The organism is Streptomyces sp. NPDC102406, from assembly GCF_044765725.1.
Lineage (GTDB): Bacteria > Actinomycetota > Actinomycetes > Streptomycetales > Streptomycetaceae > Streptomyces.
Genome location: NZ_JBIWKP010000001.1, coordinates 1,431,157 through 1,453,398 on the forward strand (window position 1 = coordinate 1,431,157; position 22,242 = coordinate 1,453,398).

18 protein-coding genes and 1 riboswitch are annotated in these 22,242 nt (G+C 69.3%); of the genes, 13 read left to right on the top strand and 5 right to left on the bottom strand.

What is annotated here, in order from left to right; genetic code table 11:
* The first annotated feature begins 61 nt into the window (after positions 1-61).
* A complete protein-coding gene (locus tag ACIRF8_RS06580; protein WP_404211467.1) occupies positions 62-3,184 on the top strand; it encodes an efflux RND transporter permease subunit in 3,123 nt (1,040 codons plus the stop codon).
* A 131-nt stretch (positions 3,185-3,315) separates the two neighbouring features.
* Here ACIRF8_RS06580 and nadA read toward each other — a convergent pair whose 3' ends face one another.
* A complete protein-coding gene (nadA, locus tag ACIRF8_RS06585; RefSeq protein WP_404211469.1) occupies positions 3,316-4,521 on the bottom strand; it encodes a quinolinate synthase NadA in 1,206 nt (401 codons plus the stop codon).
* A 247-nt stretch (positions 4,522-4,768) separates the two neighbouring features.
* On the opposite strand from nadA, the gene ACIRF8_RS06590 reads away from it, so the two are divergent.
* Positions 4,769-5,125 carry a HesB/IscA family protein gene (locus ACIRF8_RS06590; protein WP_404211471.1) on the top strand — a complete coding sequence of 119 codons (357 nt, stop codon included), beginning with the start codon at positions 4,769-4,771 and terminating at the stop codon, positions 5,123-5,125.
* An 84-nt stretch (positions 5,126-5,209) separates the two neighbouring features.
* Here ACIRF8_RS06590 and ACIRF8_RS06595 read toward each other — a convergent pair whose 3' ends face one another.
* Both ACIRF8_RS06595 and ACIRF8_RS06600 read right to left on the bottom strand, forming a co-directional pair.
* Entirely contained in the window at positions 5,210-6,718 is a 1,509-nt protein-coding gene (locus ACIRF8_RS06595) for a hypothetical protein (protein ID WP_404211473.1), read from the bottom strand.
* Positions 6,719-6,831: 113 nt separating this feature from the next.
* Positions 6,832-7,041: a hypothetical protein gene (locus tag ACIRF8_RS06600; protein WP_404211475.1), complete on the bottom strand. Its 210-nt coding sequence runs from the start codon at positions 7,039-7,041 to the stop codon at positions 6,832-6,834.
* Between the two features lie 132 nt (positions 7,042-7,173).
* Here ACIRF8_RS06600 and ACIRF8_RS06605 point away from each other — a divergent pair, with 132 nt between their 5' ends.
* Entirely contained in the window at positions 7,174-8,148 is a 975-nt protein-coding gene (locus ACIRF8_RS06605) for a carbohydrate kinase family protein (protein ID WP_404211477.1), read from the top strand.
* Between the two features lie 32 nt (positions 8,149-8,180).
* Here the strand turns inward: ACIRF8_RS06605 and ACIRF8_RS06610 are convergent, their stop codons facing one another.
* On the bottom strand, positions 8,181-9,560 hold the full coding sequence (locus ACIRF8_RS06610; protein WP_404211479.1) for a cysteine desulfurase/sulfurtransferase TusA family protein: 1,380 nt from the start codon (positions 9,558-9,560) through the stop codon (positions 8,181-8,183).
* A gap of 320 nt (positions 9,561-9,880) precedes the next feature.
* On the opposite strand from ACIRF8_RS06610, the gene coxB reads away from it, so the two are divergent.
* The 4 genes from coxB to ACIRF8_RS06630 all read left to right on the top strand — a co-directional run bounded on the left by coxB (position 9,881) and on the right by ACIRF8_RS06630 (position 14,356).
* Positions 9,881-10,840: a cytochrome c oxidase subunit II gene (coxB, locus tag ACIRF8_RS06615; RefSeq protein ID WP_404211481.1), complete on the top strand. Its 960-nt coding sequence runs from the start codon at positions 9,881-9,883 to the stop codon at positions 10,838-10,840.
* Entirely contained in the window at positions 10,837-12,573 is a 1,737-nt protein-coding gene (gene ctaD, locus ACIRF8_RS06620) for a cytochrome c oxidase subunit I (RefSeq protein ID WP_404211483.1), read from the top strand. Before coxB ends, ctaD begins: the two co-directional genes overlap by 4 nt.
* The gene (locus tag ACIRF8_RS06625; protein WP_404211485.1) at positions 12,570-12,968 is read left to right on the top strand and encodes a cytochrome c oxidase subunit 4; all 399 of its coding nucleotides are present in this window, start codon (positions 12,570-12,572) and stop codon (positions 12,966-12,968) included. The genes ctaD and ACIRF8_RS06625 overlap by 4 nt, the downstream gene beginning before the upstream one ends.
* 134 nt (positions 12,969-13,102) lie before the next feature.
* Positions 13,103-14,356 carry an Ig-like domain-containing protein gene (locus ACIRF8_RS06630; RefSeq protein WP_404211486.1) on the top strand — a complete coding sequence of 418 codons (1,254 nt, stop codon included), beginning with the start codon at positions 13,103-13,105 and terminating at the stop codon, positions 14,354-14,356.
* Positions 14,357-14,429: 73 nt separating this feature from the next.
* Here ACIRF8_RS06630 and ACIRF8_RS06635 read toward each other — a convergent pair whose 3' ends face one another.
* Positions 14,430-14,831, bottom strand: a complete 402-nt coding sequence (locus tag ACIRF8_RS06635; RefSeq protein WP_404211488.1) for a hypothetical protein — start codon at positions 14,829-14,831, stop codon at positions 14,430-14,432.
* A gap of 183 nt (positions 14,832-15,014) precedes the next feature.
* Here ACIRF8_RS06635 and ACIRF8_RS06640 point away from each other — a divergent pair, with 183 nt between their 5' ends.
* The 6 genes from ACIRF8_RS06640 to ACIRF8_RS06665 all read left to right on the top strand — a co-directional run bounded on the left by ACIRF8_RS06640 (position 15,015) and on the right by ACIRF8_RS06665 (position 22,220).
* Entirely contained in the window at positions 15,015-15,635 is a 621-nt protein-coding gene (locus ACIRF8_RS06640) for a heme-copper oxidase subunit III (protein WP_356495591.1), read from the top strand.
* Between the two features lie 81 nt (positions 15,636-15,716).
* A complete protein-coding gene (locus ACIRF8_RS06645; protein ID WP_404211490.1) occupies positions 15,717-16,526 on the top strand; it encodes a c-type cytochrome in 810 nt (269 codons plus the stop codon).
* Positions 16,523-17,578 carry a Rieske 2Fe-2S domain-containing protein gene (locus ACIRF8_RS06650; protein ID WP_404211492.1) on the top strand — a complete coding sequence of 352 codons (1,056 nt, stop codon included), beginning with the start codon at positions 16,523-16,525 and terminating at the stop codon, positions 17,576-17,578. Before ACIRF8_RS06645 ends, ACIRF8_RS06650 begins: the two co-directional genes overlap by 4 nt.
* Entirely contained in the window at positions 17,575-19,212 is a 1,638-nt protein-coding gene (locus ACIRF8_RS06655) for a cytochrome bc complex cytochrome b subunit (protein ID WP_404211494.1), read from the top strand. Before ACIRF8_RS06650 ends, ACIRF8_RS06655 begins: the two co-directional genes overlap by 4 nt.
* A 122-nt stretch (positions 19,213-19,334) precedes the next feature.
* A complete protein-coding gene (trpD, locus tag ACIRF8_RS06660; protein WP_404211496.1) occupies positions 19,335-20,399 on the top strand; it encodes an anthranilate phosphoribosyltransferase in 1,065 nt (354 codons plus the stop codon).
* Between the two features lie 73 nt (positions 20,400-20,472).
* A riboswitch (SAM riboswitch) is annotated at positions 20,473-20,590 on the top strand.
* 223 nt (positions 20,591-20,813) lie between these two features.
* Complete coding sequence (locus ACIRF8_RS06665; protein ID WP_404211498.1) at positions 20,814-22,220, top strand: aminotransferase class V-fold PLP-dependent enzyme; 1,407 nt, start codon at positions 20,814-20,816, stop codon at positions 22,218-22,220.
* Positions 22,221-22,242: the final 22 nt, after the last annotated feature.

Consider the following 22,242-nt stretch of genomic DNA (forward strand, 5'->3'; position numbering starts at 1 on the left):
CACGCATGTCCGCGTCAGAGGCCGTCCCCCTCCCGCTCACGCCTCTGGAGAACCCCGCCCCATGTCCTGGCTGTCGAGATTCAGCCTCGCTCAACGCGCCCTGATCGGGCTGGTGTCCCTCATCGCGCTCGTCTTCGGCGCGATAGCGATCCCCCAGCTCAAGCAGCAGTTGCTGCCCACCATCGAACTGCCCATGGTCTCCGTCCTGGCCCCGTACCAGGGGGCGTCCCCCGACGTGGTGGAGAAGCAGGTCGTCGAGCCGCTGGAGAACTCCATCGACGCCGTCGACGGGATCACCGGCGTCACCTCCACGGCCTCCGAGGGCAACGCGCTGGTGATGGCCCAGTTCGACTACGGCAGCGGCAGCGACTCCAAGCAGCTCGTCGCCGACGTCCAGCAGGCCGTCAACCGGGCCCGCGCCCAGCTCCCCGACGGCGTCGACCCGCAGGTCGTCGCGGGCTCCACCGACGACATCCCCACGGTCGTCCTCGCCGTCACCTCCGACAAGGACCAGCAGGCGCTCGCCGACCAGCTCGACGCGACCGTCGTGCCCGCCCTCAAGGACATCGACGGCGTCGGCCAGGTCAGCGTCGACGGGGTCCGCGACCTCCAGGTCGACGTCACCCCCGACGACCGGAAGGCGGCCGCGGCGGGCGTCAGCGTGCGGACGCTGAGCCAGTCCCTCCAGGCCGGCGGCGCCACGCTGCCCGCCGGCTCCTTCGCCGAGAACGGCAAGAACCGTACGGTCCAGGTCGGCGGCGGCTTCACCTCGCTCCAGCAGATCAAGGACCTGATGGTCACCGGTCAGGGCGTCAAGAAGCCCGTACGCCTCGGGGACATCGCCACCGTCGAGCAGCGGCCGTCGACCGCCGACTCCCTCACCCGCACCGACGGACGCCCGAGCCTCGCGGTCATGGTCACCATGGACCACGACGGCTCCGCGGTCACCATCTCGAACGCGGTCAAGGACAAGCTGCCCGACCTGCGCCAGGACCTCGGCTCCGGCGCGAAGCTGACCGTCGTCAGCGACCAGGGACCGGCCGTCTCGAAGTCCATCTCGGGCCTGACCACCGAGGGCGCGCTCGGCCTGCTCTTCGCGGTCATCGTGATCCTGGTCTTCCTGGCGTCGCTGCGCTCGACCCTCGTCACCGCGGTCTCCATCCCGCTGTCGGTGGTCCTCGCACTGATCGTCCTGTGGACCCGCGACCTGTCCCTCAACATGCTGACCCTCGGCGCGCTGACCATCGCGATCGGCCGCGTCGTGGACGACTCGATCGTCGTCCTGGAGAACATCAAGCGCCATCTCGGCTACGGCGAGGAGCGCCAGGAGGCCATCCTCAAGGCGGTCCGCGAGGTCGCCGGTGCGGTCACCTCCTCCACCCTCACCACGGTGGCGGTCTTCCTCCCGATCGGGCTGGTCGGCGGCATGGTGGGCGAGCTGTTCGGCTCGTTCTCCCTCACCGTCACCGCCGCGCTGCTCGCCTCCCTCCTCGTCTCCCTCACGGTCGTCCCGGTCCTGTCCTACTGGTTCCTGCGCGCGCCCAAGGAGATCCAGGGCATCGACCCGCAGGAGGCGCGCCGCAAGGCCGAGGAGAAGGAGGCCCGCTCCCGGTTGCAGCGGATCTACGTGCCCGTCCTGCGCTTCGCGACGCGCCGCCGCTTCACCAGCCTGCTCATCGCGGTCGTCGTCCTCGTCGGCACGTTCGCCATGGCGCCGCTGCTCAAGACCAACTTCTTCGACCAGGGCGAGCAGGAAGTCCTCTCCATCAAGCAGGAGTTGCGGCCCGGCACCAGCCTGGCCGCGACCGACGCCTCCGCGCGCAAGGTCGAGAAGGTGCTCCAGGGCATCGACGAGATCAAGGACTACCAGGTCACCATCGGCTCGTCCGGCTTCATGGCGGCCTTCGGCGGCGGCACCGACACCAACCAGGCCTCGTACCAGGTGACGCTGAAGGACAAGGCGTCGTACGAGGACACGCAAGGCCGCATCGAGCGGGAGCTCGGCAAGCTGTCCGGCGTCGGTACGACGACGATCTCCGCCGGTGACGGCTTCGGCAGCCAGGACCTGAGCGTGGTCGTGAAGGCCGCCGACGGCTCCGTCCTCGACAAGGCGGCGGAACAGGTCCGCGACGCGGTCGCCTCGATCGACGACGTCACGGACGTCACCAGCGACCTGTCGCAGTCCGTGCCGCGCATCTCGGTGCGCGCCAACTCCGAGGCCGCCGCGGCAGGGTTCGACGACACGACGCTCGGCGCCGCCGTCGCCCAGGCGGTGAAGGGCACCACCAGCGGCAAGGCGATCCTCGACGACACCGAGCGGGACGTCGTCGTGAAGTCGGCGAAGCCGGCCACCACCATGGACGAGCTGAAGAAGCTGCCGATGGGCCCGCGCGGCCTGACTCTCGGCGACATCGCCACGGTGAAGCTGGTCGAAGGACCGGTCTCGATGACCCGGATCGACGGCGCCCGCGCCGCCACGATCACGGCCAAGCCGACCGGCGACAACACCGGCGCGGTCAGCGCCGACCTCCAGTCGAAGATCGACAAGCTGGAGCTGCCGAAGGGGGCCACCGCCACCATCGGCGGAGTCACCTCCGACCAGGACGACGCCTTCAAGAACCTGGGCCTCGCGATGCTCGCGGCCATCGCGATCGTCTTCATGCTCCTGGTGGCGACGTTCCGCTCGCTGGCCCAGCCGCTGATCCTGCTGGTCTCCATCCCGTTCGCGGCGACCGGCGCGATCGGTCTGCTCGTCGTCACGGGCACCGCGATGGGCGTCCCCGCGATGATCGGCATGCTGATGCTCATCGGCATCGTCGTGACGAACGCGATCGTCCTGATCGACCTGATCAACCAGTACCGGAGTCAGGGCCTGAGCGTGGTCGAGGCCGTGGTCGAGGGCGGCCGGCACCGGCTGCGCCCGATCCTCATGACGGCCCTGGCGACGATCTTCGCCCTGCTCCCGATGGCGCTCGGCGTCACCGGCGAGGGCGGCTTCATCGCCCAGCCGCTCGCGGTGGTCGTGATCGGCGGTCTCATCACGTCGACCCTGCTCACGCTGCTCCTCGTGCCGACGCTCTACGCGATGCTGGAGCTCCGCAAGGAGAAGCGGGCGAAGAAGCGCGCGGCGAAGAGGGTGCCTTCCCAGGCCGTGTCCCCGGAAGCGGAGCGGGCCGGGGTCTGACCCCCTGGGGGCGCGGGGAACTGCGCGACCAGCCACGACGAAAGCCGCAGCCGCGTCTGCTCGATACATGAGCAGACGCGACTGCGGCTTTTCGTCGGCTGAGCGCGCGGTTCCCCGCGCCCCTTTCGGGGCTACGGCAGGGCGAGCATCCGCTCAAGCGCCAGCTTCGCGAACTGCTCCGTCTCGCGGTCGACCTCGATCCGGTTCACGAGCTGTCCGTCGGCGAGCGACTCCAGCGTCCAGACCAGGTGCGGCAGGTCGATCCGGTTCATGGTCGAGCAGAAGCAGACCGTCTTGTCGAGGAAGACGATCTCCTTGCCCTCCGGTGCGAACCGGTTGGCGAGGCGCCGTACGAGGTTGAGCTCGGTCCCGATGGCCCACTTGGACCCGGCGGGCGCGGCCTCCAGCGCCTTGATGATGTACTCGGTCGAGCCCACGTAGTCGGCCGCCGCGACGACCTCGTGCTTGCACTCCGGGTGCACCAGGACGTTGACGCCCGGTATGCGCTCCCGCACGTCGTTGACGGAGTCCAGTGAGAAGCGCCCGTGCACCGAGCAGTGCCCGCGCCACAGGATCATCTTGGCGGCGCGCAGCTCCTCGACGGTCAGGCCGCCGTTCGGCTTGTGCGGGTTGTAGAGGACGCAGTCATCGAGCGACATGCCGAGGTCGCGCACCGCGGTGTTGCGGCCCAGGTGCTGGTCGGGCAGGAACAGCACCTTGTCGCCCTGCTCGAACGCCCAGTTCAGGGCCCGCTCGGCGTTGGATGACGTACAGATCGTGCCGCCGTGCTTGCCCGTGAACGCCTTGATGTCCGCGGAGGAGTTCATGTACGAGACGGGGACCACGGACTCGGCGATCCCGGCCTCGGTCAGCACGTCCCAGCACTCGGCGACCTGCTCGGCGGTGGCCATGTCGGCCATCGAGCAGCCCGCGGCGAGGTCCGGCAGCACGACCTTCTGGTCGTCGCCGGTCAGGATGTCGGCGGACTCGGCCATGAAGTGCACACCGCAGAAGACGATGTACTCGGCCTCGGGGCGCGCGGCGGCGTCCCGGGCCAGCTTGAAGGAGTCGCCGGTGACGTCCGCGAACTGGATGACCTCGTCGCGCTGGTAGTGGTGCCCGAGCACGAACACCTTGTCGCCGAGCTTCTCCTTGGCGGCGCGGGCACGCTCCACCAGGTCCGGGTCGGAGGGCGAGGGCAGATCGCCGGGGCAGTCGACACCGCGCTCGCTCGCGGCGTCGGCCTCCCGGCCGAGCAGCAGCAGCGCCAGCGGCGTAGGCGAAACGTCCAGGTCCACGGCGGCCTGAGGGATGTGGGCGGTGGTCACGTCACGCACCCTTTCTTGTCTGAGCACGACTTTTCGTCGAAATGACGTTATCTATCATAGCCGCTTCATGTCAGTTTGACGATGCCGATGTCGTCGATGTGACGCAATCCGCCCCGGCCGACCCGTGCCCGCTCCAGCCCCGGTGTGCGAGCATGAAAGAGAAGCGCGAAACGTCCCGACGATCCGGAATGGATCCGGGCCTTTGCCGGTTGCAATGGTCGGCAAGCAGTCTCCGTACAACCCGGGAGAGATGTAGATGTCCGTATCGGACGAGACCACCACCGTCAGCGACGGCATCATGCTCAGTGACGACGCCGCGGCCAAGGTCAAGGCTCTGCTCGAACAGGAAGGCCGTGAGGACCTGGCCCTGCGGGTGGCCGTTCAGCCCGGCGGCTGCTCCGGCCTGCGCTACCAGCTCTTCTTCGACGAGCGCTCGCTCGACGGCGACGTCGTCAAGGACTTCGGCGGCGTCAAGGTCGTCACCGACCGCATGTCCGCCCCGTACCTGGGCGGCGCCTCCATCGACTTCGTCGACACCATCGAGAAGCAGGGCTTCACGATCGACAACCCGAACGCCACGGGCTCCTGCGCCTGCGGCGACTCGTTCAGCTAGGCGGCACGGTCCGAGCGACCCGCCGCGAAGGGCGGTCACCCCTGCCGGGGTGACCGCCCTTCGGCGTACGTCAGGACGCGGACGTCAGTCCCGCGGCGCCGGGGTCGTGCCGCCGGGCCCGTTCTTGTGGGCGGGCGGCACCGCGGAGCCGTCCGCGCCCACGACCTCGCGGTCACCGAGCGCCGCGTCGAGCCGGACGGGCAGCGTGTAGAACTTCGCGACCTTGACGCACACCGTGCCCTTCTCCTCCGTGGACGTCACCCGCACGGTGACCCGCCCCCCGGACTCCTGCGCGGACGCCGCGTACGTCGCGCACACGCCCCCGGTGAAGTGCAGCGTCAGCGTCCGCCCCCGGGCCTCGTACCCCTCCACCCGCACATGACGGGTGTCGGAGCCGTGCCCCCGGGACGGCGACGGCGACGAGGGCGACGAGGGCGAGGCCGGCGAGGCCGAACTGTCCGGCGCGGCAAGGAACTTCGGCTCCACCGCCGGATGCGTCACGGTGAACTCCCCGCCCGCCCCGGCCGGCTCCACCCGGAACAGCCACGACGGCACCAGCGCCTGCCGCCCCTCCACATAGTGCGCGGCCAGCCCGAACCTGGCCCCGGTGACGGCGACCGTCGCGGACGCGGGCGGTCGCGGGGACGACGGCGTGCACCCGGCGCCCTGCTCGGGACCGGCCGACGGCCCGTCCAGCGGCACCGCGCTCGCACACCCGCCCACCGACCCGCGCGGGTCCGCCGCCGTGCTGTTCAGCCGCTCGATCGTCTCCTTCGCCCCGATCGTCGGATACGTGTCGCCCTTGACCGGTGCCTTCAACTGCCCGCTGCCGCCGACCACCTGACCGTCGGACCCGATCTGGATCCCGGTCGACCAGCCGTAGGTGGGCAGCCCGCCCACCTCCGGATCGGCGTTCACCACCCGGATCGCGCCCATGAGCTGGGCCGCGTCCAGCGTGGCGTCGTCCTGGCCGAGGGCCTTCAGAACCGGTGCCGCGGCCCGCTTGGCCGCCGCCTCGCTCACCGCGTCCTTCTCGCTGCCGGCACCCAGCGGATCCGCGCACTTCGTGCCGCCCGCGCACTTGTGCCCCACAGACGGCGCGTACCGCGCGTACGTCCAGGTCCCCGGCGCCTCCCGGTTCACCTGGAGCGAGGGCCCCGACGCGTCCTGGGCCGGATCCAGCCGCCAGGCCCCGTCCACCAGACGCGGCGTGCCGTCGACATCGAGGGCGTCGGCGAGTGCGGCCACCTCGGCGGCGCTCACCCGGCCCTCGGCCCGGTAGACGGGAGCCTTGCCCGGGCCGTCCGGCAGCGCGACCGACGCCCGGTAACGCGTCCCGTTCGGGTCGGGCTCACCGGGCGCGATCCCGTTGGTGGTGCCCGGGCTGCCGCCCCGCGCGTAACCGTCGAGCGCCAGCGGCGGGGGAGTGCTGCCGGAGCCGAGCCCGCTGGTGTTCTCTCCGCCGCCTCCGGACGCGTTCGCCGCGAGGTACGCGCCGCCGCCACCGGCGAGCAGCACAGCCGCCGCGACCGAGGCGACCACCGGCGTGCGCCGCCGCCCGGCCCTGTCCCGCGTCTGCTCTTCGGTGCTCACCGCATCGCTCCTTCGCCTGCCGTGTCGTATTCCGTATCCCCTCCATGGGGGACGACGGATGGGGACAGCGATGGGACGCGGCGGGGGAGCGCACGGTTCCCCTCAGAGCGCGGTCAGTCCCCGAAATCGGCCATGGCGTCGATGAGGCGGGCCGACGCCGCGGGCACGACCACCCCGTGGATACCGGACGCGTCGGCCGCCGCCGGTGGCAGGTCGAGCTCCCAGGGGGCGCGCGGCAGGACCCAGTGCGCGACCATCCGGGCACAGTCGCCGCGCAGCGAGGCGAGCCCGTCCTGGACCATGAAGGACACGTCGTACGTCATGACCGCACCGTAGGCACGACAGGTCATACGAAAAAAGGCCTACTATCGGGTAGTTTCCGCACTTCAGAGCAGGGCGTTCGACCCGATAGCGTGAACCGTCAATCCCCTCCCCTCAGGAAGCGTGACCTCGCCGTGCGAATCGCAGTCACCGGATCCATCGCCACCGACCACCTGATGACCTTCCCCGGCCGCTTCGCCGACCAACTCGTCGCCGACCAGCTCCACACGGTCTCCCTCTCCTTCCTCGTCGACAACCTCGACGTGCGCCGGGGCGGGGTCGGCGCCAACATCGCCTTCGGTATGGGACAGCTCGGCACCGGTCCGATCCTGGTGGGCGCGGCCGGCTCCGACTTCGACGAGTACCGCGCCTGGCTCGACCGGCACGGCGTGGACACGGAGTCGATCCGCATCTCCGAGACCCTGCACACGGCCCGCTTCGTCTGCACCACCGACGCCGACCACAACCAGATCGGCTCCTTCTACACGGGCGCCATGAGCGAGGCTCGCCTCATCGAGCTGAAGACCGTCGCCGACCGCGTGGGCGGCCTCGACCTGGTGCTCATCGGCGCGGACGACCCGGAGGGGATGATGCGCCACACCGAGGAGTGCCGCGCCCGGAACATCCCCTTCGCCGCCGACTTCTCGCAGCAGATCGCGCGCATGGACGGCGAGGAGATCCGCCTCCTGCTCGACGGCGCCACGTACCTCTTCTCCAACGAGTACGAGAAGGGCCTCATCGAGTCGAAGACCGGCTGGACCGAGGAAGAGATCCTCTCCCGGGTCGGCCACCGCGTCACCACCCTCGGCGCGCGCGGCGTACGCATCGAGCGGGTCGGCGAGGACCCCGTCGAGGTCGGCTGCCCGGAGGAGAACGCCAAGGTCGACCCGACCGGCGTCGGCGACGCGTTCCGCGCGGGCTTCCTGTCCGGACTGGTCTGGGGCGTCTCCCACGAGCGCGCCGCCCAGGTCGGCTGCATGCTCGCGACCCTGGTCATCGAAACCCTCGGCACCCAGGAGTACGAGCTGCGCCGCGCCCCGTTCATGGACCGCTTCCGCAAGGCGTACGGGGACGCTGCCGCTGAGGAAGTGGAGTCCTACCTCGGCTGAGACCCCCTGGGGGCGCGGAGTTCCCCGCGCCCCTATCGACCTCTCCGAACCTCATAGGCGACGGCCCCTCCCGTCCCCGGGGTCGCCCCGACGTACTCATGACCCTGCGTGAAACACCACGCCGGCACATCGACGGCGGCGACCTCGTCATCGGCGACGACCGTCACCGTCCCCCCGACCCGGACACGGCCGATCGCCCGGGCCAGCTCGATCACCGGCCGCGGGCAGACCATGCCGACCGCGTCGACCGTCACGGCCTCCTCGACACCCGCCGCCGGAGCGACGGTCACCCCGAGCTTCTCCCGCACGCCCCGCACGACGCCCGGCAGCACCTCCAGGAACCGCTCGACCTCCGCCTCCTCGGCCCCGAACGGCAGCGACACCCGTACGTTCCCCTCGCTCACCACGCCCATGGCGCGGAGCACATGGCTGGGCGTCAGCGTGCTGCTGGTGCACGACGACCCGGACGACACCGAGAAACCGGCCCGGTCCAGCTCGTGCAGCACCGTCTCCCCGTCGACATACAGACACGAGAACGTCAGCAGATGCGGCAGCCGCCGCACCGGGTCCCCGACGACCTCCACATCCGGCACCAGCTCCGGCACCCGCGCCCGGATCCGGTCCGTCAACTCCCGCAGCCGCGCCGCCTCCCCGGCCGCCTCGGCCCGCACCGCCCGCAGTGAGGCGGCGGCGGCCACCACGCCCGGGATGTTCTCGAACCCCGCGACCCGCCCGGACTCCCGCTCGTCCGCGGGCCCTTGCGGAGCGAACCGCACCCCCTTGCGCACGACGAGCACCCCGACCCCGGCCGGGCCGCCCCACTTGTGGGCGCTGCCCGCCAGCAGCGACCAGCCGCCCTCCACCGGCCCCCACGCCAGCGACTGCGCCGCGTCCACGAACAGCGGCACGCCCGCGGCCCGGCACACCTCGGCCACGTCGGCGACCGGCTGCACCGTGCCCACCTCGTGATTGGCCGACTGAAGACAGGCCAGGGCGGTGTCGGCCCGCACCGCGTCCGCGTACGACGACACGGCCACGGCGCCGCCCCGTCCCACCCCCACCTCGGTCACCGAACCGCCGGCGCCCCGGTGGGCCGCCGCCGAATGGAGTACCGCCGAGTGCTCCACCGCGGAGACCACCAGGTGGTGCCCGACACGCCGACGACCGGCGAGCGCGCCGGCGATCCCCTCGTGCACGGCCCGCGTCCCCGAGGAGGTGAAGACGAGCTCGTCGGGACGGCACCCCACGGCCTCCGCGGCCGCCTCGCGCGCGGCATCGAGCAGCAGGCGCGCCCGCCGCCCTTCCCGGTAGAGCCGCGCGGGATCGGCCCACCCTTCGTCGAGGGAGGCCTGGAGAGCCTGTCGTGCCACAGGGTGCAGGGGAGCGGAGGAAGCCACATCGAAGTACGCCACGCCGCCCAACCTAGAACGCCGCTCAGGGGCGCGGGGAACCGCGCGAGCGACCACAGCCGGACGCGAGGCCGCCGCGCGACCGGTCCCCCCGCCCCGGAAGGCGGACCGAGGCCCCGTCAGAAACGCCCAAGGGGGCCCGATCCCACCCTTCGGAGTGACCCGCGGCGCGTTAGGCACCCTCCCCGCGCGACCCCAAATAGCGTCCAGTAGGGTTTGGTCCGCATAAACATCCAAACCCCTGCCCGTGTGCCAGGGCGGCGAGCGACCAGCGAGACGGCCGTAGCCAACCAGCGCGGGCGAGACTCTCGGGAAGGCGCTACGTGAGTCCCAACGGCTCCGACCGCTCGTCGCGGCGCCCGATGCGGCGGAAGCTGCCGCAGGTGCTGACTGCGGGCCTGATCCTGGTAACCGCTACCGGTTGCACATACAAGGACTTCCCCCGTCTTGGTATGCCGACTCCGGTGACGGAAGAGGGCCCACGGATCCTCTCCCTCTGGCAGGGCTCGTGGGCGGCAGCGCTCGCCACGGGCGTGCTGGTGTGGGGGCTGATCCTGTGGAGCGTCATCTTCCACCGGCGTAGCCGCACCAAGATCGAGGTTCCGACGCAGACGCGGTACAACATGCCGCTCGAGGCCCTGTACACGGTTGTTCCGCTGATCATCGTGTCGGTCCTCTTCTACTTCACCGCGCGCGACGAGTCGAAGCTTCTCAAGCTCGACGACAAGCCGGCGCACACCGTCAACGTGGTCGGCTACCAGTGGAGCTGGGGCTTCAACTACGTCGAGAACGTGCCCGGTGTCGACGGTGACGCGAAGACCTCCAAGGAGCTCTCCGCGATCCCGCAGCGCTTCAAGGACGACTTCCCGGCGAACGCGGGCGGCGTCTACGAGGTCGGTACCCCCGGTACGCGGAACCCGCAGACCAACAACCCCGGCCCGACCCTCTGGCTCCCCAAGGGCGAGAAGGTCCGCTTCGTCCTCACTTCGCGTGACGTCATCCACTCCTTCTGGGTGGTGCCGTTCCTCATGAAGCAGGACGTCATCCCGGGCCACACCAACGCGTTCGAGGTGACCCCCAACAAGGAGGGGACCTTCCTGGGCAAGTGCGCCGAGCTCTGCGGCGTCGACCACTCGCGCATGCTCTTCAACGTGAAGGTCGTCTCTCCTGAGCGCTACGAGCAGCACCTCAAGGACCTTGCCAAGAAGGGGCAGACCGGTTACGTCCCGTCTGGCATCGCCCAGACGGAACACGAGAAGAACCGGGAGACGAACAACCTGTGAGCATCCTCAACGATCCCAAGGGTGCCGCCGCGGCGAAGGACTCGTACGAGAACGAGCCGACGGCTCGGCCCAAGAGCCCCGGCGCGACCGTGGTGAAGTGGCTGACCACCACTGACCACAAGACGATCGGCACGCTGTACCTGGTCACGTCGTTCGCGTTCTTCTGCATCGGTGGTCTGCTGGCGCTCTTCATGCGCGCCGAACTGGCCCGTCCCGGCACGCAGATCATGTCGAACGAGCAGTTCAACCAGGCGTTCACGATGCACGGCACGATCATGCTGCTGATGTTCGCGACGCCGCTGTTCGCGGGCTTCGCGAACTGGATCATGCCGCTCCAGATCGGCGCGCCCGACGTCGCGTTCCCGCGACTGAACATGTTCGCCTACTGGCTGTACCTGTTCGGCTCGCTGATCGCGGTGGCCGGCTTCCTCACCCCGCAGGGTGCGGCCGACTTCGGCTGGTTCGCCTACAGCCCGCTCTCGGACGCCGTCCGCTCGCCCGGCATCGGCGCCGACATGTGGATCATGGGTCTGGCCTTCTCCGGCTTCGGCACGATCCTCGGCTCGGTCAACTTCATCACCACCATCATCTGCATGCGCGCTCCGGGCATGACGATGTTCCGCATGCCGATCTTCACCTGGAACGTGCTGCTGACCGGTGTGCTGGTCCTGCTGGCCTTCCCGGTGCTGGCCGCCGCGCTGTTCGCCCTGGAGGCGGACCGCAAGTTCGGTGCGCATGTGTTCGACGCCGCCAATGGCGGCGCACTCCTGTGGCAACACCTCTTCTGGTTCTTCGGCCATCCAGAGGTGTACATCATCGCCTTGCCATTCTTCGGGATCATTTCGGAAGTGATCCCGGTGTTCTCCCGCAAGCCGATGTTCGGCTACTCGGGCCTCATCGGCGCGACAATCGCCATCGCCGGTCTCTCCGTGACCGTGTGGGCGCACCACATGTACGTCACCGGTGGCGTGCTGCTCCCGTTCTTCTCCTTCATGACGTTCCTCATCGCCGTTCCGACAGGCGTGAAGTTCTTCAACTGGATCGGAACGATGTGGAAGGGCTCGCTGTCCTTCGAGACACCGATGCTCTGGGCGATCGGCTTCCTGATCACCTTCACCTTCGGTGGTCTGACCGGCGTCATCCTGGCGGCCCCGCCGCTGGACTTCCACATCTCGGACTCGTACTTCGTGGTGGCGCACTTCCACTACGTGGTGTTCGGCACCGTCGTCTTCGCGATGTTCTCCGGCTTCCACTTCTGGTGGCCGAAGTTCACCGGCAAGATGCTCGACGAGCGACTCGGCAAGATCACGTTCTGGACGCTGTTCTGCGGCTTCCACGGCACGTTCCTGGTGCAGCACTGGCTGGGCGTCGAGGGCATGCCGCGTCGCTACGCGGACTACCTCGCGGTCGACGGCTTCACCGCGCTGAACACGGTCTCGACGATCTCCTCGTTCCTGCTCGGTCTGTCGATCCTGCCGTTCTTCTACAACGTCTGGAAGACCGCCAAGTACGGCAAGAAGATCGAGGTCGACGACCCGTGGGGCTACGGCCGTTCGCTCGAATGGGCGACGTCCTGCCCGCCGCCGCGGCACAACTTCCTCACCCTGCCGCGCATTCGCTCCGAATCGCCGGCGTTCGACCTGCATCACCCTGAGATCGCGGCCTTGGACCAGCTGGAGAACTCCGGCCACGGTGACAAGGCGCTGGCTGGCAGCAAGGAGGCCGGCAAGTGAAGGTCCAAGGCAAGATGTTCATCTGGCTGAGCCTCTTCGTCCTGATCATGGCCGGTGTCTACGGCGTGTGGTCGAAGGAGCCGGCCGGTACGACGGCGCTCTTCCTGGCGTTCGGCCTGTGCATCATGATCGGCTACTACCTGGCCTTCACGGCCCGGCGGGTCGACACCGGCGCGCAGGACAACAAGGAGGCCGACGTCGCGGACGACGCCGGCGAGGTGGGCTTCTTCAGCCCGCACTCCTGGCAGCCGCTCTCCCTGGCCGTCGGTGGCGCGCTCGCCTTCATGGGCGTCGTCTTCGGCTGGTGGCTGCTGTACTTCTCGGCCCCCATCATCATGTTCGGCCTGTGGGGCTGGGTCTTCGAGTACTACCGCGGCGAGAACCGGACCCAGTAGGACCCGGCCCGAACTCCCGTGACCCAAGGGCCCGGACGCTCCTGACGGAGCGTCCGGGCCCTTCGGCGTACACACGCCACCCGTGCGGCTCAATACACCGCGCTGGACATGGCGAACCTTCTTACCGTGTGTTCATGGACCACTCACCGCGCATCCGTACGGTTCTGGGCTGCACCCTGCTGGTGGCCGCACTCGGTGCGGGCGTCACGGCGTGCGGCAGCTCCGGCCACCCGCTCTCCGCCAAGCCCTACGACGCGGCGAGCCAGATCTCCTTCAGCGGCCCCAAGGGCGGTCAGAAGGCGGACCCCGACAAGCCCCTGGAAATCACCTCGCAGGGCGACGAGGGCCGGATCACCGACGTCACCGCCACGGACGCCCTGGGCCGCTATGTCGCGGGCGAACTCTCCGCCGACGGCCGCAGGTGGCACACCACGTCCCCGCTGGCCGCTGACGCCCAGTACACGGTCCGCGTCAGCACCGCGGACGAGGACGGCGCGCCCGGCCGCAAGGTCCTCACCTTCGAGACGGGCGACCCCAGCTCGGAGAAGTCGCTCAAGGTCACCTTCGGCCCCGAGCGCGGCACGTACGGCGTCGGCCAGCCCATCACGGCCGAACTCAACAAGCCGGTCAGGGCCCGGGAGGCCCGCGCCGTCGTCGAACGCGCCCTGCGGGTGGACTCGGTGCCCGCCGCCGAGCGCGGCTCCTGGTACTGGGTGGACAGCAAGACGTTGCACTACCGCCCCAAGGAGTACTGGCCCGCCCACGCCACCATCACGGCGCGCAGCGAGCTCAAGGGCCTGAAGATCACCGACACCCTCCGGGGCGGCGCGAGCAAGCCCCTGACCCTCACCACCGGCGACCGCGTCGAGGCCGTCACCGACGCGGGCTCGCACTCCATGACGGTCTACCGCAACGGCAAGGCCATCAACGAGATCCCGGTGACCACGGGCAAGCCCGGCTTCGAGACCCGCAACGGCATCAAGGTCGTGCTGGGCAAGGAGTACTTCGTCCGGATGCGCGGCACCAGCATCGGCATCGCGGAGGGCAGCTCGGACTCGTACGACCTGCCGGTGTACTACGCCACGCGGGTGACCTGGAGCGGCGAGTACGTGCACGCCGCGCCCTGGTCCACCGGCTCCCAGGGCTACGCCAACGTCAGCCACGGCTGCACCGGCATGAGCACCGGGAACGCCGCCTGGTTCTTCGACACCGTGCGCACGGGCGACATCGTGAAGGTCGTCAACAGCTACGGCCAGGAGATGGACCCGTTCGGCAACGGCTTCGGCGACTGGAACGTCAGTTGGAAGAAGTGGCGCGAGGGCAGCGCCCTGACGACCGAGGGCAAGACCGCACAGGTGCGCCAGGCGCGGCTCAGCCCGCAGGTCTGAGCCCACCGGATGTGAGACTTCCGACTCCCGTACGCCCGGCCGGGCGTACGGGAGTCGGCCCGTGCGCGGGGCGTCAGGCGCTGACGGCCTGGCGCGAGCGGAGCAGGGAGGCCAGCGCCTCGGGGAACTCGACCGGGTCGACCGGCAGCGTCACGGCGGCCTCCGCGCGGCTCCACGTGGCCAGCCAGGCGTCCTGCGGGCGGCCGATGAGGAGCAGCACCGGCGGGCAGCGGAAGATCTCGTCCTTGATCTGCCGGCACACCCCCATGCCGCCCGCGGGGGCCGCCTCGCCGTCCAGGACACAGACGTCGATGCCGCCCCGGTCCAGCTCCTTGAGGACCGCGGGGAGCGTCGCGCACTCGATGAACCGGACCTCGGGGACGTCCGAGGCGGGCCTGCGGCCGGTGGCCAGACGGACCTGCTCCCGCGTGTTGGCGTCGTCGCTGTAGACCAGAACCGTCGCGGTCGACTGCATCGTTCCTCCGAGGCGTTGTCAGTCAGGGCGTCTTAAGGCGTCTCAGGCGCGGAGCCTACTCCTCCCGACACCCCGTCAACACCGGTTCGCACAGCCCTCCGATGGGCCATATGGGCTGGACACACCCCTCAGACACTCCGAACGGCACCCCCCGGAGTGAGGGCGAGATAAGCGACCGACATAATGTCGGTCGTGGCGACAGCAACGACAGTAGAAACCGGGCACGCGCACCCGTCGGTCAATCGACCGAACCTCACCAGCGTCGGAACCATCATCTGGCTGAGTTCCGAGCTGATGTTCTTCGCGGCCCTCTTCGCGATGTACTTCACCCTGCGATCGGTGACGGGACCGGATCACTGGAAGGAAATGGCGTCGAGCCTGAACCTTCCGTTCTCGGCGACGAACACCACGATCCTGGTGCTCTCCTCTCTGACCTGTCAGCTCGGCGTCTTCGCCGCCGAGCGCGGGGACGTGAAGAAGCTCAGAATGTGGTTCATCGTCACCTTCATCATGGGTGCGATCTTCATCGGCGGTCAGGTCTTCGAGTACACCGAGCTGGTCAAGAAGGACGGGCTCTCGCTCTCCTCCGACCCGTACGGCTCGGTGTTCTACCTGACCACCGGCTTCCACGGCATGCACGTGACAGGCGGGCTCATCGCCTTCCTGTTCGTCCTCGGCAGGACGTACGCGGCCCGGAGGTTCACCCACGAGCAGGCGACCGCCGCCATCGTCGTGTCCTACTACTGGCACTTCGTCGACGTCGTCTGGATCGGCCTCTTCGCCACGATCTACCTGATCAAGTAGTTCGAAGATCACAGCATCGGGCGTAGTACCCGACACATTCCCGCAGCACCGACGCAGAAGATCCTGACACCGGGGTAATCCGTGAAAAAGCTCTCCGCACGACGACGCCATCCGCTGGCGGCGGTCGTCGTCCTACTCCTCGCGCTGGCGGCCACCGGGGGGCTGTACGCCGCGTTCGCGCCCGCGAGCAAGGCGCAGGCCGATGAAACCGCCCAGTCCCTCGCCATCGACGAGGGCAAGAAGCTGTACTCCGTGGGCTGCGCAAGCTGCCACGGTGGCGGCGGTCAGGGCACGTCCGACGGCCCGAGCCTGGTGGGTGTCGGCTCCGCCGCCGTCGACTTCCAGGTCGGTACGGGCCGCATGCCGGCCCAGCAGCCGGGTGCTCAGGTCCCGCGCAAGAAGGTCATCTACACGCAGGCCGAGATCGACCAGCTCGCGGCGTACATCGCATCGCTGGGTGCCGGTCCGGTCGCACCGACCTCCAAGGACTACAGCCCGGACGGCGCGGACATCGCGAAGGGTGGCGAGCTGTTCCGCACCAACTGCGCGCAGTGCCACAACTTCACCGGTGAAGGTGGCGCGCTGACGCACGGCAAGTTCGCGCCGAGCCTCGAGGACGTCGCTCCCAAGCACATCTACGAGGCCATGCAGACCGGCCCGCAGAACATGCCGTCCTTCCCGGACACGACGATGACCAAGCAGAACAAGAAGGACATCATCGCGTACCTCGACGCGGTCAACGGTGACAAGTCGGAGAGCCCCGGCGGCCTCAAGCTGGGCGGGCTCGGCCCGGTCAGCGAGGGCCTGTTCGGCTGGATCTTCGGTCTGGGCGCCCTCGTCGCCGTCGCCATCTGGGTCGCCGCTCGGACCGCAAAGGCCAAGAAGTCATGAGTAGCCAAGACATTCCAGAAGAGAACCTGCCCACCGAGCAGGAGACCGGGCACGGTTCCTCGGTAGCGGTGAAGGACGACCCCTTCGCCGACCCGGGGCTGCCGGAGCACGAGCACCGGATCCAGGACATCGAGGAACGGGCCGCGAAGCGGTCCGAGCGCGTCGTGGCGATGCTGTTCACGATCTCGATGCTGGCCACCGTCGCCTTCATCGCCTCGTACGTCACCATCGACGTCGACAAGATCATCTACGTCTTCCCCATCGGTCACATCAGCGCGCTCAACTTCGCGCTGGGCCTGACCCTCGGCGTAGCCCTGTTCTGCATCGGCGCGGGCGCGGTCCACTGGGCCCGCACCCTGATGTCCGACGTCGAGGTCGCCTCCGAGCGTCACCCGATCGAGGCCGCGCCGGAGGTCAAGGCGCAGGTCCTCGCGGACTTCGCCGACGGTGCGCGCGAGTCGCAGTTCGGCCGGCGCAAGCTGATCCGCAACACGCTCTTCGGCGCGCTCGCCCTGGTGCCCCTCTCCGGAGTCGTCCTTCTTCGTGACCTCGGCCCGCTGCCGGGCACGAAGCTGCGCCACACGGCGTGGAAGAAGGGCAAGAAGCTCGTCAACATGAACACGAACGAGCCGCTGCGTGCCTCGGACATCGCGGTCGGTTCGCTCACCTTCGCCAAGCCCGAGGGCGTGGAGGAGCACGACGAGGACTTCCAGCAGGTCATGGGCAAGGCCGCGCTGATGCTGGTCCGCATCCAGCCGGAAAACATCAAGGACAAGCGCGAGCTCGAGTGGTCCCACGAGGGCGTCGTCGCGTACTCGAAGATCTGCACCCACGTCGGTTGCCCGATCTCCCTGTACGAGCAGCAGACGCACCACGTGCTGTGCCCGTGCCACCAGTCCACCTTCGACCTCTCCGACGGTGCGCGGGTGATCTTCGGTCCGGCCGGTCACGCTCTGCCGCAGCTGCGCATCGGCGTCGACTCCGAGGGTTACCTCGAGGCGCTGGGCGACTTCGATGAGCCCGTCGGTCCTGCCTTCTGGGAGCGCGGATGAGTACTACGACCACCAACGAGAGCCCTTCTCGCGAGAAGGCACCGGCCGGCGAGCGCGTCGCCGACTGGGCGGACGGCCGCCTGGGGATCTACTCCCTGGCCAAGTCCAACATGCGCAAGATCTTCCCGGACCACTGGTCCTTCATGCTCGGCGAGATCTGCATGTACAGCTTCATCATCATCATCCTCACGGGTGTGTATCTGACGCTGTTCTTCCACCCCTCGATGAACGAGGTGGAGTACAGCGGCAGCTACGTCCCGCTCCAGGGACAGATGATGTCCGAGGCGTTCAACTCGACCATGCACATCTCCTTCGATGTGCGCGGTGGTCTGCTGATCCGGCAGATCCACCACTGGGCCGCGTTGATCTTCGTCGCCGCCATGATGATCCACATGATGCGCGTCTTCTTCACGGGCGCGTTCCGCAAGCCGCGTGAGGTCAACTGGCTGTTCGGCTGGCTGCTGCTGGTGCTCTCGCTGTTCACCGGCTTCACCGGCTACTCGCTCCCCGACGACCTGCTGTCGGGTACGGGTGTGCGGTTCATCGAGGGCGTGCTGCTGTCGATCCCGATCGTCGGCACGTACATCTCGTTCTTCGTCTTCGGCGGCGAGTTCCCGGGCGGCGACTTCATCGCGCGGTTCTACTCGGTCCACATCCTGCTGCTGCCGGGCATCATGCTCGGCCTGATGGTGGCGCACCTGATCCTGGTCTTCTACCACAAGCACACGCAGTTCGCGGGCCCCGGAAAGACGAACAAGAACGTCGTCGGCATGCCGCTGCTCCCGGTCTACATGGCCAAGGCGGGTGGCTTCTTCTTCCTGGTCTTCGGTGTCATCGCCGCGATCGCCGCGATCGCCTCGATCAACCCGATCTGGGCCATGGGCCCGTACCGCCCGGACCAGGTGTCCACCGGTGCGCAGCCCGACTGGTACATGGGCTTCGCCGAGGGTCTGGTCCGTGTGATGCCGGGCTGGGAGATCAACCTGTGGGGCCACACGCTCGTCCTGGGTGTGTTCATCCCGATCGTGATCTTCCCGCTGGTCCTGGTGGCCATCGCCGTGTACCCGTTCGTCGAGGCGTGGGTCACCGGTGACAAGCGCGAGCACCACATCCTCGACCGGCCGCGCAACACCCCGACCCGTACCGGGTTCGGTGTGGCCTGGCTGACGGCGTACTTCGTGATGCTGATCGGTGGTGGAAACGACCTCTGGGCGACCCACTTCCACCTGTCGATCAATGCGATCACCTGGTTCGTGCGCATCGGGTTCTTCGTCATCCCGGTCCTCGCGTTCATCGCCACCAAGCGGATCTGCCTCGGCCTCCAGCGCCGCGACCGGGACAAGGTGCTGCACGGACGCGAGTCCGGCATCATCAAGCGCCTGCCGCACGGTGAGTTCATCGAGGTGCACGAGCCGCTCGACCCCGGGGCGCTGCACACGCTCACCGCGCACGAGCAGTACCAGCCGGTCGAGATCGGCCCCTCGGTCGACGAGAACGGTGTCGAGCGCAAGGTCTCGCGCCTCCAGAAGGCCCGCGCCAAGCTCTCGAAGGGCTTCTACGGGGAGAACAACCAGATCCCCAAGCCCACCGCCGAGGAGTACAAGGAGATCACCAGCGGCCACGGCCACCACTGATCTCTGAACTGTCCGCCACGGCAGGAGCCCTCGTCCAGGCACTGGACGGGGGCTCTTTGCCGTCCCCGCGGCTCGATAGGGTGGCTTCGTTCCACCCCAGGACGACGACAACAGGAGCGGCCATGAGCGCTTTGCACCCCGCTGGAGGCGACACCGCGGCGGGCCGTTCCTGGCCCACCGTCCTCAACGGACTCCTGGAGGGCCGTGACCAGAGCGCCGACGACACCGCGTGGGCGATGGACCGCATCATGACCGGTGAGGCGACCGACGCGCAGATCGCCGCCTTCGTGGTCGCCCTGCGCGCCAAGGGCGAGACCGTCCAGGAGATCACCGGTCTCGTACGCGGCATGTACGAGCACGCCAACACCATCGAGGTGCCCGGCGAGACCGTCGACATCGTGGGGACCGGCGGGGACGGGGCGAAGACCGTCAACATCTCCACCATGTCCGCCATCGTGGTCGCGGGAGCGGGCGCCAAGGTCGTCAAGCACGGCAACCGGGCCGCCTCGTCGGCGTCGGGATCGTCGGACGTCCTGGAGAAGCTGGGCGTCAACCTCGACCTGCCGCCGTCCCGCGTCCCCGAGGTCGCGGAGGAAGCCGGCATCACCTTCTGCTTCGCGGTCAAGTTCCATCCCGCGCTGCGGTACGCGGGCGCGGCCCGCGGCCAGATCGGCATTCGCACCGTCTTCAACCTCCTGGGCCCGCTGACCAACCCGGCCCGGGTGAGGGCGCAGGCGGTCGGGGTCGCCGATCCGAGGATGGCGCCCGTGGTGGCGGGGGTCTTCGCCGAACGCGGCAACTCCTCCCTGGTGTTCCGCGGTGACGACGGACTCGACGAGCTGACCGTCACCGGCACCTCGCGCGTGTGGGTCGTACGCGACGGGGCCGTGCGCGAAGAGGTCTTCGACCCGAGGGACGTGGGCATCGAGACGGTGCCGATCGAGGCGCTGCGGGGCGGCGACCCGTCGTTCAACGCCGAGGTGGCCCGGCGCCTCCTCGACGGGGAGCGGGGGCCGGTCCGTGACGCCGTACTGCTGAACTCCGCCGCCGCGCTCGTCGCCGTACGGCCCGTCGGCGGGACACTCGCCGAGCAGATCAGGGCCGGGATGGACCGCGCGGCCGAGTCGATCGACTCCGGCGCGGCGAAGGCCGCCCTGGAGCGATGGGTGGCGGCCAGCAACCGCTGACCGCCCGGGGCGCAGTCCGGATCGTGGACTGCGCCCTTGCCGTATCGGAAACGTGTGGCAAGATGCTTTCCAAGGTCATGAGTGACAGCGATCGAGGCCCCAGCCCGCTGTCCGGCAACCCTCCGTCCGTGGCGGGGTGCCCTGGGTGAAGACCAGGCCGTACGCAGCAAGGCGTATGGCAAGCGCGGACCCCTCGCGAATCCCCAGGGGTCCTGGTCGTCGAGGGAGCAGTCTCGTGAGCAAGCGAATGTGCTAGGGCCGAGCGGCCCCTTCTCCACCAACACCCTCCGTGTGGCCCTCTGTCCGCCATGCGTCGAGGTCAATTCCCGTACGCAGTAAGCCCGTTGGGGCTGCCGTGCGGGCTCGTACCGCCACTTCGCCTTGTCCTTCGCCTTGTCCTGCCGGGAGTCAGACATGTCCGCTCACCCTGTCACCGCCACCGCCACCGCCACCGCCACCGCCACCGCCTGCGCCGAGTCCGCCGACCCCGCCTGCGCGGCCCCGCTGCCCGTGCTCGGCCGGGACGTGACCGTGCCGCTCGTCACCGGTGGCGAGGTGACGTACGCCGCCCTCGACTACGCCGCCAGCGCCCCGGCCCTCCAGCGCGTGTGGGACGACGTCGCCGCCTACGCCCCGTACTACGGCAGCGTCCACCGCGGCGCCGGATACCTCTCCCAGCTCTCGACCGACCTGTTCGAGAACTCCCGGGCCACCGTCGCCGCGTTCCTCGACTGCCGCGAGGACGACCAGGTCGTCTTCACCCGCTCCACCACCGACTCGCTCAACCTGCTCGCCGCCGCGCTCCCCGCCGACTGCCAGGTGTTCGTCTTCGAGACGGAGCACCACGCGTCGCTGCTGCCCTGGCGCGACGCCCGGGTGACCTACCTGAACGCGCCGCGCACCCCGGGCGAGGCCGTCGCGACCCTGGAGCGGGCCCTCGCCGACCGCGACCCCCACGGCCCGGCCCTCGTCTGCGTCACCGGCGCCTCCAACGTCACCGGTGAACTGTGGCCCGTACGGGAACTGGCCGCCGCCGCGCACGCGCACGGCGCCCGCATCGTGCTCGACGCCGCCCAGCTCGCCCCCCACCACCCGGTCTCCTTGCGCGACCTCGACGTCGACTGGATCGCCTTCTCCGGGCACAAGCTGTACGCCCCGTTCGGCAGCGGGGTGCTCGCCGGACGCGCCGACTGGCTGCGCGCCTCCGAGCCCTACCTCGCCGGTGGCGGCGCCTCCCGCAAGGTCGCCCGGCGCGCCGACGGCGGCGTGGACGTGGAGTGGCACGACAGCGCCGCCCGGCACGAGGCCGGCTCGCCCAACGTCATCGGCGTGTACTCCATCGCCTCCGCCTGCAAGGCACTGACCGAGGCCGGTTTCGACCGCCTGGTCGCCCGTGAGCAGTACCTGATCCGCAAGGTGCGGGAAGGGCTCGCGGAGGTGCCCGAGGTGAAGGTGCTGTCCCTGTTCGGGGACGACGCGCCGCGCGTCGGCGTGATCTCGTTCGTCGTCGAGGGATGGAACTCCTCGCACTTCGCCGCCGCGCTCTCCGCCGAGTACGGGATCGGCGTGCGGGACGGCCTGTTCTGCGCCCACCCGCTGGTGCGCACGCTGCTCGGCTCCGACCCGGGGACCCAGGGCGAGTGCGGGGCGCCGGAGGCCGCCCCCGGGGAGAAGTCGCTGAACGCGATCCGGGTCAGCTTCGGTGCCGGCACCCCGGACGAGCACGTGGAGCGGTTCGTGGGCGCCGTACGGGAACTGGTCCGCGACGGTGCCAAGTGGCAGTACCGCACCGAGGACGGGCGCTGCGTCCCGTCGGTGTGAGACCGCCCCGGGGCACCGGCCG

Coding starts and splice junctions, on each gene's coding strand:
- ACIRF8_RS06650 (WP_404211492.1), top strand. CDS start 16,523: ATGAGTAGCCAAGACATTCCAGAAGAGAACCTGCCCACCGAGCAGGAG.
- ACIRF8_RS06580 (WP_404211467.1), top strand. CDS start 62: ATGTCCTGGCTGTCGAGATTCAGCCTCGCTCAACGCGCCCTGATCGGG.
- ACIRF8_RS06640 (WP_356495591.1), top strand. CDS start 15,015: ATGTCGGTCGTGGCGACAGCAACGACAGTAGAAACCGGGCACGCGCAC.
- trpD (WP_404211496.1), top strand. CDS start 19,335: ATGAGCGCTTTGCACCCCGCTGGAGGCGACACCGCGGCGGGCCGTTCC.
- ACIRF8_RS06635 (WP_404211488.1), bottom strand. CDS start 14,831: ATGCAGTCGACCGCGACGGTTCTGGTCTACAGCGACGACGCCAACACG.
- ACIRF8_RS06600 (WP_404211475.1), bottom strand. CDS start 7,041: ATGACGTACGACGTGTCCTTCATGGTCCAGGACGGGCTCGCCTCGCTG.
- ACIRF8_RS06665 (WP_404211498.1), top strand. CDS start 20,814: ATGTCCGCTCACCCTGTCACCGCCACCGCCACCGCCACCGCCACCGCC.
- ACIRF8_RS06590 (WP_404211471.1), top strand. CDS start 4,769: ATGTCCGTATCGGACGAGACCACCACCGTCAGCGACGGCATCATGCTC.
- ACIRF8_RS06630 (WP_404211486.1), top strand. CDS start 13,103: ATGGACCACTCACCGCGCATCCGTACGGTTCTGGGCTGCACCCTGCTG.
- ACIRF8_RS06655 (WP_404211494.1), top strand. CDS start 17,575: ATGAGTACTACGACCACCAACGAGAGCCCTTCTCGCGAGAAGGCACCG.